Consider the following 12,756-nt stretch of genomic DNA (forward strand, 5'->3'; position numbering starts at 1 on the left):
GACGCACGGGTCCTGGTGGTGATGGGGGTCTCCGGATCGGGCAAGTCCACCGTCGCCGCGATGGTCGCCGAGCAGCTCGGGTGGGACTTCGCCGAGGGTGACGCGATGCACCCGCAGGCGAACGTCGACAAGATGCACGCCGGCACCCCGCTCACCGACGACGACCGGTGGCCGTGGCTCGACGTCATCGCGTCGTGGATCCGCGGGCACCTCGATGCTGGGACGCCGGGCGTCGTGACCTGCTCGGCGCTGAAGCGCTCCTACCGAGACGTGCTGCGGGCGCCCGGGGTGGTGTTCGTGCACGTCGCCGGGGACGGGTCCCTGATCGAGGACCGGATGTCCCAGCGGTCGGGGCACTTCATGCCGACGTCGCTGCTGGCCTCGCAGCTCGCGACGCTCGAGCCGCCGCAGGCCGACGAGGCACACGTCACGATCGCCGCGGACCGCACTCCCCGTGAGGAGAGCGCCGAGGTCATCGACCGGCTCGGCCTGTCCCGCTGACGACCGGGACTCGGCGGCAGCGGGATCGCCGCGTGGGGCTCACCGTTCCGTGACGTGACCGTCCTCGACGCGCCACTGCCGGTCGAGCCGGACGGTCTCGAGCATCCGGCGGTCGTGCGTGACGAGCAGGAGCGTACCCTCGTACGACTCGAGCGCCTGTTCGAGCTGCTCGATCGCCACGAGGTCGAGGTGGTTCGTCGGCTCGTCGAGCACGAGGACGTTCACCCCGCGGGCCTGCAGCAGCGCGAGCCCCGCGCGCGTGCGCTCACCGGGGGAGAGCGCACGCGCGGGGCGTCCGACGTGGTCGGCCTTCAGCCCGAACTTCGCGAGCAGGGTCCGGACGTCGGCGGTCGTGTACTCGGGCACGACGGCCTCGAACGCTGCGGCGAGGGGCTGGTCGCCGGTGAAGGCCGCACGGGCCTGGTCGATCTCCCCGATCGCCACGTTCGACCCGAGCGAGGCCGTGCCCGTCGTCGGTGCCTGCTTGCCGAGCAGCGCCCGGAGCAGGGTGGACTTGCCGGCGCCGTTCGGACCCGTGATGCCGATCCGGTCGCCGCCGTCCACCTGCAGCGAGACCGGCCCGAGCGTGAAGTCGCCCTGCGTGAAGGTGGCGTCCGAGAGGGTCGCGACGACCGCCGACGACCGAGGGGCACTGCCGATCGTGAACTCGAGCTGCCACTCCTTGCGGGGCTCCTCGACCTCGTCGAGCCGGGCGATGCGGGACTCCATCTGCCGGACCTTCTGCGCCTGCTTCTCGCTCGACTCGCTCGCGGCCCTGCGGCGGATCTTGTCGTTGTCGGGGGCCTTCTTCATGGCGTTCCGGACGCCCTGGCTCGACCACTCCCGCTGCGTCCGCGCCCGCGAGACGAGGTCGGCCTTCGTCGACGCGTACTCCTCGTAGGCGTCGCGCTTGTGCTGCTTGGCGATCTCGCGCTCCTCGAGGAAGGAGTCGTACCCGCCGCCGAACAGGCGGTTGGACGACTGCGCGAGGTCGAGCTCCAGCACGGCGGTCACCGAGCGCGCCAGGAACTCGCGGTCGTGGCTGACGAGCACGACGCCGCCGCGGAGGCCACGGACGAAGCCCTCCAGCCGGTCGAGTCCGTCGTGGTCGAGGTCGTTCGTCGGCTCGTCGAGCAGGACGACGTCGAACCGGGAGAGCAGGAGCGCCGCGAGGCCGACGCGGGCCGCCTGTCCACCGGACAGCGCCGTCATCAGGGAGTCCGGGCCGACGCCGTCGCCGTCCGACCCGAGCTCGAGCCCGAGGTCGGCCAGCACCGCGGGGATGCGCTCGTCCAGGTCCGCCGCACCCGCAGCCAGCCACCGGTCGAGTGCGGCCGAGTAGGCGTCCGCGACGGCGTCGCCCGCGTCGGGCTCGCCGAGCGCTGCAGCCGCTGCGTCCATCGTCGCGGTGGCCTCGGCGCAGCCCGTCCGGCGTGCGATGTAGCCGGCGACGGTCTCGCCCTCGACGCGCTCGTGTTCCTGCGGGAGCCAGCCGACGAAGGCGTCCGTCGGCGCGAGCGACACCGTGCCGGCGAGCGGCTCGTCCACGCCGGCGAGCAGCCGGAGCAGCGTCGACTTGCCGGCGCCGTTGACGCCGACCACGCCGATCACGTCGCCCGGCGCGACGGTGAGGTCGAGGGAGTCGAACAGCGTGCGTGCGGCGTAGCCGCCGGCGAGGCCCTTGGCGACGAGCGTGGCGGTCATGCAGCAATCGTCCCATCCCGGCACGCCGTCCCCGGACACACCGTGGCGGACTGGAGGCGCGGTGCGGGCCCGCCACGCGCCTCCAGGACAGCAGAATGGCCGGATGGAACCGTGCACCTTCTGTCGCATCATCGCCGGGGACGCTCCCGCGACGTGGGTCGAGCGTGAGGACCACGCCGTCGCCTTCGCGCCGCTCCCCGACTCGGCGCTCGCGCCGGGGCACACGCTCGTCGTGCCGGTGGAGCACACGGACGACCTGCTGACGGCCGGACCGGTGGGGCTCGCCGCCACGTTCGCGCTGGCGCAGCGGGTCGCCCGCGCGATGCGCGGGGCGCTCGGCGCGACGGGCACGGTGCTGCTCCAGGCGTCGGGGGCGGATGCCGGACAGAGCGTGCGGCACCTGCACGTCCACGTCGTGCCGTGCTGGTCGGACGACGGCACCGTGCACTGGCCGGAACCGGCATCCGCACACGTCGTGGAGGGGGACCCGCACGCGGCCCTCGCCGAGATGTTCGAGTGACGTGCAGGCGGTGGAACCGATCGGGGCGGCGCGGACACTGCAGGGTATGAGGGACGAACCGGACAGCGGGGACTGGGCGATGGCGCTCGAGGGGGACGGTGAGGCGTTCGGTCGGGTGTTCGACCGACACCGTCACCGGGTGCAGCGGCACTGCATGCGTCTCGTGCCGGCGGACACGGACGCCGCGGACTCCGTGGCGATCGTGTTCCTCGAGACGTGGCGGAACCGCGCGAGGGTGCGGCTCGTCGACGGCTCGCTGCTGCCGTGGCTGCTCGTCACGGCGACCAACGTCGCACGGAACCAGACCCGGGCCGCGCGGCGCTACCGGGCAGCGCTCGACCGGTTGCCGCCGCCCGAGCACGTCCCCGACCACGCCGAGCGCGACGAGGACGGCGACGCGGTCCGGGCGCTCCGGCGACTCGGCCGGAACGACCAGGAGATCATCACGCTGTCGGTCCTGGAGGGCTACAGCGAACGGGAGATCGCCGACGCGCTCGGCATCGCGCCGGGGACCGTCAAGTCGAGGCTCTCCCGGGCTCGCGCGCGATTGGCCGCACACCTCACGACCCCCGTCATCAGCACGTCCACCGTCGACCGGAACGGAGTCCGATCATGAGCACTCCCACGAACACGCACGACCGCGATGCGGCGGTCCGCGCCCTGCTGGTCGACACGGTGGCGCACACCCCACGGCGACGGCGTCGGTGGCGGCTCCCCACGATCGCCGGTGCGGTCGTGTGTGTCCTCGGCGGCGCGGCTGCCGGTGGCGCGATCACGGCGGCGGCGAACCCGGACCCCGCGGCGATCGCGGCGCAGAACCGTGCGGCGCTCGTCGTCGGAGGGGCCGGACCGAGCTACCTGGAGGTCGTCGGGACGCCGGTCGGCCGGGTCGGTTCGGCGAACGAGACGATCACGGTCGGTCGTGCACCGTCGGGGGCGGACACCTTCACCTGGGTCGCGACGTGCCGTACCGGCGGCGAGCTCACGGAGCGGCGCTCCGGCGTGGTCCGGTCGACGGCGTCGTGCGAGGCGGGCTCCACCACGTCCGACACCTACTCGGCGAAGGCGATCGCCGGCCGGGAGATCCGCATCTCCGCCGACCGTGACCTCGGCTGGACGCTGTCGTACGGGTGGTTGCGGACACCACCGATGCCGGAGGCGAGTGCGGCGCAGGAGCAGGCGGTGGACGACGGGATCGTCACGCGGAGCGAGTACCTCGCCGCCTTCGACCGGTTCCAGGGCTGTATGACCGCACGGGGCGCGTCGCTCGGACGGATCCCCACGTCATCGCTCTTCGTTTCGTACGGCGCACCGGACGAGTACGCGCTCGACTGGTGCATCGCGTCGGAGTTCGACGCCGTCGACACCGCGTGGCAGGTGGAGCACCCGGCGCCGTCGGGGGCCGACGAGGGCACCTGGGGGTCGCAGCGGTACGACCCGGCGGCGGATCCCCGCTACGCCGGCTGAGTGCCGCCGACGACGCGGAACCGGACCGCGTCGCCGGGGCGGAGCTGAGCGGCGCGGTCGACCGAGGCCGGGGTGAGCACGCCGACGACGGGGTAGCCGCCCGTGACCGGGTGGTCGGCGAGGAACAGGACCGGGTGCCCGTCCGGCGGGACCTGGAGCGAGCCCGTCTCGACGCCCTCGCTCGGGAGCTCCCGGGTGACCGCGCGGGTCAGCGGCCGGCCGGCCGTCGTCCGGACGCCGACACGGTCGCTGTCCGGCGTGACGTGGTGGACCTGGCCGGTGAGGACACCCGGCCAGTCCGGGGTGAACCAGTCGTCACGCGGGCCGGGCAGGACGTCGAGGACGGGGGCCGTCGCGGCCGGCGGTGGAACGGCGTCGACGTTCGGCCAGGCCTCGGCGGCGTCCCCGATCGGCAGGACGTCGCCGACGCGCACCGGTGCCGGGCCGAGCTGGGCGAGCGAGTCCCACGAACGACTGCCGAGCACGGGGTCGACGGCGAGACCGCCGCGCACGGCGAGGTACACCCGGAGCCCGCTCGTCGGCACGCCGAGCCGCAGGACGTCGCCAGGGGCGAGCTGCAGGACCTCGTACGCGGCGGCGCCGCGGACCCGGCCGTCGGCGGACGCGACCTCGACCGGACAGGCGGCGCCGGTGGTGGCGGCGACCACGTGCGCGTCGGTGCGGAGCGAGACGGAACCGAGCAGTGCCTCCAGGACGGCCGCGTCGGGACGGTTGCCCACCAGACGGTTGGCGAGTGCCGCGGATCCCCGGTCGGCGGCGCCGGACGCACCGAGGCCGGTGTCGCTGAACCCGGGGCGTCCCAGGTCCTGCGTGGACGTGCCGGGGCCGACCCGCAGGACGGTGAGGGCGCTCATGCGCGAGCCGCCGCGACGAAGCGGAGGCGGGTACCCGCCGGCGCGAGTGCAGGCGGGTCACGGTCGAGCGACCACATCGGGACGGACGTCCTGCCGATGAGCTGCCACCCACAGGGCGACGTTCGCGGGTACACGGCGCTGAACTCGCCGGCCAGGGCGACGCTCCCGCTGGGGACGGCCGTGCGCGACGTGTCCCGACGCGGCAGGTCGAGCGACGGTGCCGTGCCGGTGAGGTAGCTGAAGCCGGGTGCGAAGCCGCAGAACGCGCTCGTCCACACCTGGCCGGTGTGCCACGCGACGAGCTCGTCGGTGGTCATCCCGGTGGTGGCGGCGACGGCGTCGAGGTCCTCACCGTCGTAGGTGACGGGGACGACGACCGGGTCGCCGTCGGTGTGACCGCTCGCGGCGACGGGGACGACGTCGTCGAGGCGGGTACGCAGACGTCCGGTGTCGGTGCACCCCGGGTCGAACCGGACCAGCAGCGTGCGCGCGCCGGAGACGACCTCGGTCACGCCCGTGAGCGCGGCGCGGTCGAGCCCTCCGTGGAAGGCGACGACGTCGGCGAGCGAGTCGAAGGTGACGAGCAGCGCGCGCGTGCCCGCTGGCCGGACGTCTCGGATCACGGCGCGGACCGCGTGAACGGCGCGATCGTCACGCCGTGCGCCGTCAGCAGGTCACGGATCGCCAGCGCCATCGCGACCGCACCGGGGGAGTCCCCGTGGACGCAGACCGAGTCCGCGTGGACCGGGACGTCCGATCCGTCGACGGCCGTCGCCACCCCCTCGGTCACCATGCGGAGCACGCGCGCGGCGACCTCGTCGGGGTCGTGGAGCACCGCTCCCGGGCGGCTGCGCGACACGAGGGAGCCGTCCGGTTCGTAGGCGCGGTCGGCGAACGCCTCGCTGACGGCGCGGAGCCCGTGGGTGGTGGCCGCGCGCAGGAGCTCGGAGTCGGGCAGGGCGAGCACGGCCAGGCTCGGGTCGACGTCGGCGACCGCGCGCGTCACCGCCTCGGCCTGCACCGGGTCCGCGCAGGCCGTGTTGTAGAGGGCGCCGTGCGGCTTGACGTAGGTGACCGTGGTGCCGGCCACGCGTGCGGTGGCGACGAGGGCGCCGAGCTGGTGGACGACGTCGGCGTACAGCTCGTCCGGAGTGACCTGCACCGCGCGGCGGCCGAAGCCGGCGAGGTCGCGGTAGGACACGTGCGCGCCGACGGACACCCCGCGTGCGGCGGCGGCGCGGGCGGTGTCGAGCATGATGACCGGGTCGCCGGCGTGGAACCCGCACGCGATGTTGGCGGACGAGACCACGTCGAGCATCGCCTGGTCGTCGCCCATGCTCCAGGCGCCGAAGCCCTCACCGAGGTCGCTGTTCAGGTCGATCGTCGTCACCCGGCCAACCTAGCGGGCGGTGCCGTGCTCGTCAGGACCGGTGGATCACGACCGGGCACGACGCGTGCTGCGCGCACTCCTGTCCGACGGAGCCGACGAGGAGCCCGCGGAACCCGCCGAGGCCGCGGCTGCCGAGCACGAGGAGCGTGGCGTCCCGGCTCGCCTCGAGCAGGACCTCGGCCGCCGGGCCCTCGACCAGTTCGGAGCGGACGTGCACGTCGTCGTCGATGAGGTCCTCGGCGGCGTCGAGCGCCGACGACGCGGTCGAGAGCGCGTCCTGCTCCGGGGACCAGTGGTCGAAGGGCGGCTCGTCGCGGTTGAGTGCCGCCGGCCACTGCCAGGTGGTGATCGTCCGGACGTCGTGTCCGAGCTTCCTCGCGAGCAGCACCGCGAAGCGGAGGGCACGGCCGGACTCGGGGGAGCCGTCGACGCCGACGACGATCGTGCCGGGGCCGTGGTGCGTCGTCGGGGCGTGCCTGGTCGGGACCTGCGCGGTCGGGTCCGGCGTGGTCGTGTCCAGCGCGGTCGTGTCCGGCGTGGTCGTGTCCTCGCCGCGGTGCACGAGGACGGGGCAGGTGGCGTGCTGGACGCACGCCGCGCTGACCGACCCGAGGAGCAGCCCGCGGAAGCCGCCCCGGCCACGGCTGCCCACGACGAGCAGGTCCGCGTCGGCTGCTGCCTCGAGCAGGACCTCCGTCGCGCCGCCCTCGACCGCGCGCGTGGTGACGCCGACGGTGTGGGACCCGTGCCGCTCGATCACCTCGACCGCGTGCTGTCGGATCTCCTCGGCGTCGTGCAGCGGCGACCAGGTGTTCGCGACGGGCAGTGTGCTCCACGTCAGCGGCCATCGCCAGGACGTCACCACGTCGACCGCGGCCCCGACGCCCTCGGCGAGGCTCAGGGTGTGCTCGAGGGCGGCGGTCGACTGCTCCGACCCGTCGAAGCCGACGACGATCCGGTCGATCGTGGGGGCGGTCGTTGTCTCGGTGCTCATGTGTCTGTCCGTTCCGTCGTCGTGGTGGTGCTGTCAGCTGGTCGGTGCCGCGCGGAGGGTGATCGTGGCCGTGTGCTCCCGGCCGTCGCGGACGAAGGTCACGTGCACGTCGTCCCCGACGTCGCGGGTGGCCTCGAGGTGCGCGATCGTGTCGGGGTGCAGGGTCTCGACGCCCCGGACGGCGGTGATCACGTCCTCCGGCCGCAGCCCCGCCGATGCGGCTGGACCCTGCGCTGCGACGGCGGTGAGCCGGAGCCCCACGGCGACCGAACCGTCCTCGTGGTGGAGCGCCACGGGCAGCGTTCTGACGCCGAGCGTCGGGTGCGCGACGCTGCCGTCGGTCCGGAGTGCCTCGGCGACGGTGCGGGCGACGGCCGCGGGGACCGCGAACCCGATGCCGACGCTCCCGCTGCTCGAACCGCTCGCACTCGGGACGGTGGCGATGGCGGTGTTGATGCCCACGAGCCGCCCGGCGCAGTCGACGAGCGCCCCGCCCGAGTTCCCGGGGTTGATCGACGCATCGGTCTGGATGGCCCCGGTCAGGACGGTGCTGCCGGAACCGTCGCCGGTCGGCACCGGGACGTCGCGGCCGAGGGCGCTCACCACCCCCGTCGTGACCGTGCCGGAGAGGCCGAGCGGGGCGCCGAGTGCGACGACCGGTTCGCCCACGACCAGGCGGTCGGACGACCCCCACGGCAGCGCGGGCAGCCGACGGTCGGTGTCGGTCCGGAGGACGGCGAGGTCGGTGCGCGGGTCGCGGCCGATGACCGTTGCGGCGAGTTCGGTGCCGTCGTCGAGGCGGACGGTGACGGGACGGTCGGGTCCGTCCGCGATGACGTGGTCGTTGGTGAGGACGATCCCGGACGCGTCGATCACCTCGCCGCTGCCGGATCCGCCCCCGCCGCCGCTGCTCGAGCCGACCTCGATCGTCACCACGCTCGGCAGGACCTCTCGCGCGACGTCGGCAGCGTTGCAGGCTGCGTGGTTGGCGGTGCCGGTCGTCGAGCCGACGGCGTCCGCGTCGGACGTGCCCCGACCGGCGCCGGACCCGATCCACCCCGCGACGGCGCCGACCGCGACGACCGCGAGGACGCACGCTCCGAAGACCGTCCAGAACCGGAGGGTGCCGTGGCGACCGGCTGGCTCGCTCATGCCGGCAACGGGTCGCGGAGCAGCGGACAGGTCATGCAGTGCCCGCCGCCACGCCCCCGGCCGAGCTCGGCCCCGCGGATCGTGAGCACCTCGATGCCCGCGGCGCCGAGGAGGTCGTTGGTGAGCGTGTTCCGGTCGTACGCGTAGACGACACCGGGTTCCACCGCGACGACGTTGTTCGCGCTGTCCCACTGCTGGCGTTCGGCCGCGTACTCGTCGCCGCCCGTGTCGACGACCCGGAGCTTGTCGAGCCCGAGGGCGTCCGACACGACGTCGAGGAACGGACGGGTCTCGTCCGTCACGTCGACCGTGCCGTCCGTTCCGGGCCGCAGGGTGAACGGGTGGATGTGGTCGACGATCGACCGGTACACGGTGACGACGTCGCGGTCGGCGAAGGTCAGCACGGTGTCGAGGTGCATCGCGGCACGGAGCTTGGGCATCCCCGCGACGACGACGCGGTCCGCGGCGCCGCGGGCGAACAGGGCCGTCGCGACCTGGGTGATCGCCTGCCGCGAGGTGCGCTCGCTCATCCCGATCAGCACGACGCCGCCACCGACGGGCAGGACGTCGCCACCCTCGATCGTCGCGAGTCCCCAGTCCTGCTCGGGGTCGCCCCACGCCAGCTGGTCGAGGGCAGGAGTGAACGCCGGGTGGAAGGAGTACACGGCCTTCATGAGGAGCGTCTCGTCGTGGCGGGCCGGCCAGTACAGCGGGTTGAGCGTGAACACGTCGCCGATCCAGCAGGTGGTGTCGCGCGTGTAGAGCATGTTCGGCAGCGGGGGCATCAGGTAGTCGGCGGCCGAGGCGTTCCCGTGCAGGCGGAGGAGGTCCGGTCGCTGCCCGGGGTCGAGGTCCTCGACGTTGAGGCCGCCGATCAGGACGTCGGCGAGGTCGCGATCCGACAGGGCGTCGAGGTGGTCGAGCGTCGCGTCGACGAGGAGCGGCCCGACCTCGTTCGGCGTGATCTTCCGGGAGAGCAGCCACTCGCGGGCTCCCGGCACGGCGAGGGTCTCGGCGAGCACCTGGTGCAGTTCGTGCACCTCGACGTCCCGGGACCGCAGGCTCGCGACGAAGGCACGGTGGTCCTCCTGCGCGTTCTCGACCCAGAGGACGTCGTCGAAGAGCAGTGCGTCGTTGTTGCTCGGGGTCAGCCGCCGGTGGGCGAGTCCGGGTTCGCAGACGAGCACCTTCCGGAGCTTCCCGACCTCCGAGTGCGCGCCGAACCCCGGCGCCGACGCCGTCGTCCCGCTGCGCGTCGTTTCGCTGACCATGCTGTCCTCCTGGAGCGTGATGGATCCCGTGGTGACTAGAGGGTGATGAATCCCGTGATGAGCCCGACGAGGGCGGCGACCGCACCGGCGACCGCGACGACGCAGAGGACCAGTTCCGGTCCGGTGAACACCCGCAACTGCCGTTCCCGCCGGGCGATGACGTACAGGATGGTGGCGGGCGCGTAGATGAGGAACGAGAGCAGCAGGTACTGCGGGCCGGCCGCGATCACGAGGAACACCGTGTAGGCGACCGCGACGAACGCCGCGACGAGTTGTCCGCGCGAGAGCCCGCCGTCGGCACCCGGCGGTTCGACGCCGCCGTGCGCGCCCCGTGACCACTTCGGGATCCCGAACTGGACCGCGTAGAGGGCGGTCAGGAAGTACGGGATGAGCGACAACGAGCTGCAGAGCTCGAGCATCGACGTCAGCGCGTCGTCGGAGAACATCGTGATGACGAGGAACACCTGGATGAGCCCGCTCGTGAACAGCAGCGCCATCCACGGCGTCCCGTGCCGGTTCACCCGGGTGAGGAACCGCGGTGCGTCCTCCTGCCGGGCGGCCTGGAACAGCACCTCGCTCGACATCAGGGTCCACGCGAGGTAGGCGCCGAGCACGGAGACGACGAGTCCGACGTTGATCAGGACCGCGCCCCACGTGCCCACCACCTCGCCGAACACACCGGCCATCGAGGGCTGGCGGAGGCCACGGAGTTCGGCGGCCGGCAGTGCCGCGAACGACACGAGGGTCACGAGCGCGAACACGGCGAGGACGCCGAGGAACCCGGTGACGGTGGCCCGGCCGATGTCCTCGCGTCGGCGGGCGTACCGGGAGTACACCGTTGCCCCCTCGACGCCGAGGAACACGAACACCGTGATGAGCATCGTCGAGCGGACCTGCGAGAAGAGCTCTCCGACGCTCGGCTCTGCTCCGCCCCAGAGGTTCAGCCGGAAGGTCTCCCAGTGGGTCCCCACGACGGCGGCCACGACGAGGAACAGCAGGATCGGGACGAGCTTCGCGATCGTCACGATGGTGTTGAGCGCAGCCGCGTTCCGCGTGCCGCGCAGGACGAAGAGGTGGAACGCCCAGAGCATCACGGACGTGACGAGCACCGAGAGCAGTGTGTCGCCCTCGCCGAACGCCGGCAGCACCGAGCCGAGCGTCGAACCGATGAGCACCCAGTACGTGACGTTGCCGACGCAGGCGCTCGCCCAGTACCCGAAGGCCGAGAAGAACCCGATGTAGTTCCCGAAGCCCGCCTTGGCGTAGGCGAAGATGCCCGCGTCGAGGTCCGGTCGGTGCGTCGCCAGGGCCTGGAACACGAAGACGAGCATCAGCATCCCGACGCCGGCGACGATCCAGGCGATGACCGTGGCGAGGACCCCGGCGCCGCTGGCGAAGTTGCGGGGGAGGGAGAACACACCGGCGCCGACCATCGAGCCGACCACCATGGCGGCGAGGGCCACGACCGAGAGCGAGCGGTCACCCTCGGTGGCCGGGGCGGCTTTGGCCTCCTCGACGGTCATCGGGACTCCACGGCTGCTGCTCGGTCGTCCGTGCGCGTCCACGTGATCGCGACGACGAGCTGGACGATGCCGGAGACGATGAGCACGCTGCTGACGGCGGCGACGGCGAACACCGCGCCGAGGTACGGCAGGTTGATGAGCAGGAGGCCGCTGAGGAAGCTCAGCACCGCCCCGACGATGGCGAGTGCCCGGTTGCCCGTGGTCGGTGCGTACAGCAGCGTGATGCCCTCGAGGAGCCACGCGAAGCCGATCGCGAGCGTCAACCACCGCAGCCCGACCGGCGGGTGCGCGATCGCGAAGACCCCGCCGGCGAGCACGAGCAGACCGAGCAGGACGAAGCCGATCCGCCGCCACGCCGACGCCGCGAAGCCGGCGAACGCCCGGACGAGCAGGGTCCCGCCGGCGACGACGAGGTAGATGCCGAACACCCAGACGACTGCGGTGAGCGTGGCGTGCGGCAGCACGAGGGCGGCGAGACCGGCGAGGAGCGCGACGGCGCCGAGCACTGCGATTGCTGTCCTGAGGCGACGACCGACCGCGGTCGATCCCTCCGTGGCGTGTTCGACGTCCATGACGTCCACCGACCTTCCCTGAAAGGTTCCGGAGATCACTGCACTTCGGGTTCTGGTGCAAGGCCTACACCCAAACGTGAGTCGTTGTGCACGGCGGCCGGATCCGGTGTAGACCGTGCGGCACGGGGGACGGTCACGGCTCGGGAGGACGACATGGACGAGAGCGCACCGACACCGGCCTGGTCGCCGCACACACCGCGACCCGCCGCGCGACGCGCCCGCCAGGCGATGGTGCTCGTGATCACGGGCGTCGTCGGCTTCATCGTCGCGGTGCTCATCCTGACCCGCCCGGCAGCCGCGCTCGACGCCGAGGTCCACCTCCTCGGGTCGTACATGGTGATCGCGGGACTCCTGCGGATCGGCAGGGCGCAGGCCGGGGACGGCATGGCCCCGCTCCGGCGCGGCATCCACGCGGTGCTCGGGGCACTCGTGCTCGTCGCCGGTGTCATCGCGGTGGTGCACCCGCCGGGTCAGCTGAGCGTGTGGGTCTTCGTCATCTCCCTCGCCTGGTTCCTCGAGGCGGCGGTCATCCTGACCGGTGCGACGTTCTCGTCGGTGCGTTCGCTCACGGTGATGGCCGCCGTGCTCTGCATCTGCATCGCGGTCGCGCTCCTGCTCTACCCCGCGATCGGTGTCCGCGCCGCGACGGCGTCGAGCGCCGTGTTCCTGGTGCTCTTCTCCGCCGCGCAGCTCTTCGAGGGCATCCTGACGTGGGTCCCGCCGCGGTTCGAGGCGGTGGTCGTCGAGGTGCCACCAGAGCGTGCGTGACCTCGGGAGGACTGCCGCA

14 protein-coding genes are annotated in these 12,756 nt (G+C 72.9%); 5 read left to right on the plus strand and 9 right to left on the minus strand.

Going from position 1 to position 12,756, the window contains the following annotated elements:
* Positions 1-21 precede the first annotated feature (21 nt).
* The gene (locus CRP27_RS00725; protein ID WP_176505466.1) at positions 22-501 is read left to right on the plus strand and encodes a gluconokinase; all 480 of its coding nucleotides are present in this window, start codon (positions 22-24) and stop codon (positions 499-501) included.
* Between the two features lie 39 nt (positions 502-540).
* Here CRP27_RS00725 and CRP27_RS00730 read toward each other — a convergent pair whose 3' ends face one another.
* Entirely contained in the window at positions 541-2,205 is a 1,665-nt protein-coding gene (locus CRP27_RS00730; protein WP_097178902.1) for an ABC-F family ATP-binding cassette domain-containing protein, read from the minus strand.
* 103 nt (positions 2,206-2,308) lie between these two features.
* Here CRP27_RS00730 and CRP27_RS00735 point away from each other — a divergent pair, with 103 nt between their 5' ends.
* From CRP27_RS00735 to CRP27_RS00745, 3 genes are read left to right on the plus strand one after another with little or no spacing between them, the layout of a single operon-like run.
* Positions 2,309-2,725 carry an HIT family protein gene (locus tag CRP27_RS00735; RefSeq protein WP_176505416.1) on the plus strand — a complete coding sequence of 139 codons (417 nt, stop codon included), beginning with the start codon at positions 2,309-2,311 and terminating at the stop codon, positions 2,723-2,725.
* Between the two features lie 46 nt (positions 2,726-2,771).
* Entirely contained in the window at positions 2,772-3,341 is a 570-nt protein-coding gene (locus CRP27_RS00740; protein ID WP_255257386.1) for an RNA polymerase sigma factor, read from the plus strand.
* Positions 3,338-4,192, plus strand: a complete 855-nt coding sequence (locus CRP27_RS00745) for a hypothetical protein (protein ID WP_097178904.1) — start codon at positions 3,338-3,340, stop codon at positions 4,190-4,192. The genes CRP27_RS00740 and CRP27_RS00745 overlap by 4 nt, the downstream gene beginning before the upstream one ends.
* On the opposite strand, the gene CRP27_RS00750 is transcribed toward CRP27_RS00745, so the two are convergent.
* Genes CRP27_RS00750 through CRP27_RS00785 form a run of 8 tightly spaced genes read right to left on the minus strand, consistent with a single transcriptional unit; the run spans position 4,180 to position 11,969 of the window.
* On the minus strand, positions 4,180-5,067 hold the full coding sequence (locus CRP27_RS00750; protein WP_097178905.1) for a biotin-dependent carboxyltransferase family protein: 888 nt from the start codon (positions 5,065-5,067) through the stop codon (positions 4,180-4,182). The two genes, CRP27_RS00745 and CRP27_RS00750, sit on opposite strands and share 13 nt — an antisense overlap.
* Complete coding sequence (locus CRP27_RS00755; RefSeq protein ID WP_097178906.1) at positions 5,064-5,690, minus strand: allophanate hydrolase subunit 1; 627 nt, start codon at positions 5,688-5,690, stop codon at positions 5,064-5,066. Before CRP27_RS00755 ends, CRP27_RS00750 begins: the two co-directional genes overlap by 4 nt.
* Positions 5,687-6,457 carry a LamB/YcsF family protein gene (locus tag CRP27_RS00760; protein WP_097178907.1) on the minus strand — a complete coding sequence of 257 codons (771 nt, stop codon included), beginning with the start codon at positions 6,455-6,457 and terminating at the stop codon, positions 5,687-5,689. The genes CRP27_RS00755 and CRP27_RS00760 overlap by 4 nt, the downstream gene beginning before the upstream one ends.
* A 31-nt stretch (positions 6,458-6,488) precedes the next feature.
* Complete coding sequence (locus CRP27_RS00765; RefSeq protein ID WP_097178908.1) at positions 6,489-7,451, minus strand: universal stress protein; 963 nt, start codon at positions 7,449-7,451, stop codon at positions 6,489-6,491.
* Positions 7,452-7,484: 33 nt separating this feature from the next.
* Positions 7,485-8,603 carry a S1C family serine protease gene (locus CRP27_RS00770; protein WP_097178909.1) on the minus strand — a complete coding sequence of 373 codons (1,119 nt, stop codon included), beginning with the start codon at positions 8,601-8,603 and terminating at the stop codon, positions 7,485-7,487.
* Positions 8,600-9,874, minus strand: a complete 1,275-nt coding sequence (locus tag CRP27_RS00775; protein ID WP_097178910.1) for an arginine deiminase — start codon at positions 9,872-9,874, stop codon at positions 8,600-8,602. Before CRP27_RS00775 ends, CRP27_RS00770 begins: the two co-directional genes overlap by 4 nt.
* A gap of 35 nt (positions 9,875-9,909) precedes the next feature.
* The gene (locus CRP27_RS00780; protein ID WP_097178911.1) at positions 9,910-11,397 is read right to left on the minus strand and encodes a basic amino acid/polyamine antiporter; all 1,488 of its coding nucleotides are present in this window, start codon (positions 11,395-11,397) and stop codon (positions 9,910-9,912) included.
* On the minus strand, positions 11,394-11,969 hold the full coding sequence (locus CRP27_RS00785) for a DUF308 domain-containing protein (protein WP_141399645.1): 576 nt from the start codon (positions 11,967-11,969) through the stop codon (positions 11,394-11,396). Before CRP27_RS00785 ends, CRP27_RS00780 begins: the two co-directional genes overlap by 4 nt.
* A gap of 153 nt (positions 11,970-12,122) precedes the next feature.
* Between CRP27_RS00785 and CRP27_RS00790 the strand changes: the two genes are divergently transcribed.
* Entirely contained in the window at positions 12,123-12,737 is a 615-nt protein-coding gene (locus CRP27_RS00790) for a DUF308 domain-containing protein (RefSeq protein WP_097178913.1), read from the plus strand.
* Positions 12,738-12,756: the final 19 nt, after the last annotated feature.

The organism is Curtobacterium sp. 314Chir4.1 (genome assembly GCF_900215175.1).
GTDB classification, from domain to species: domain Bacteria; phylum Actinomycetota; class Actinomycetes; order Actinomycetales; family Microbacteriaceae; genus Curtobacterium; species Curtobacterium pusillum_A.

Excerpts from the sequence above, each read along its gene's own strand:
- CRP27_RS00725 (WP_176505466.1), top strand. The coding sequence starts at position 22 with ATGGGGGTCTCCGGATCGGGCAAGTCCACCGTCGCCGCGATGGTCGCC.
- CRP27_RS00730 (WP_097178902.1), bottom strand. The coding sequence starts at position 2,205 with ATGACCGCCACGCTCGTCGCCAAGGGCCTCGCCGGCGGCTACGCCGCA.
- CRP27_RS00735 (WP_176505416.1), top strand. The coding sequence starts at position 2,309 with ATGGAACCGTGCACCTTCTGTCGCATCATCGCCGGGGACGCTCCCGCG.
- CRP27_RS00740 (WP_255257386.1), top strand. The coding sequence starts at position 2,772 with ATGAGGGACGAACCGGACAGCGGGGACTGGGCGATGGCGCTCGAGGGG.
- CRP27_RS00745 (WP_097178904.1), top strand. The coding sequence starts at position 3,338 with ATGAGCACTCCCACGAACACGCACGACCGCGATGCGGCGGTCCGCGCC.
- CRP27_RS00750 (WP_097178905.1), bottom strand. The coding sequence starts at position 5,067 with ATGAGCGCCCTCACCGTCCTGCGGGTCGGCCCCGGCACGTCCACGCAG.
- CRP27_RS00765 (WP_097178908.1), bottom strand. The coding sequence starts at position 7,451 with ATGAGCACCGAGACAACGACCGCCCCCACGATCGACCGGATCGTCGTC.
- CRP27_RS00770 (WP_097178909.1), bottom strand. The coding sequence starts at position 8,603 with ATGAGCGAGCCAGCCGGTCGCCACGGCACCCTCCGGTTCTGGACGGTC.
- CRP27_RS00775 (WP_097178910.1), bottom strand. The coding sequence starts at position 9,874 with ATGGTCAGCGAAACGACGCGCAGCGGGACGACGGCGTCGGCGCCGGGG.
- CRP27_RS00780 (WP_097178911.1), bottom strand. The coding sequence starts at position 11,397 with ATGACCGTCGAGGAGGCCAAAGCCGCCCCGGCCACCGAGGGTGACCGC.
- CRP27_RS00785 (WP_141399645.1), bottom strand. The coding sequence starts at position 11,969 with ATGGACGTCGAACACGCCACGGAGGGATCGACCGCGGTCGGTCGTCGC.
- CRP27_RS00790 (WP_097178913.1), top strand. The coding sequence starts at position 12,123 with ATGGACGAGAGCGCACCGACACCGGCCTGGTCGCCGCACACACCGCGA.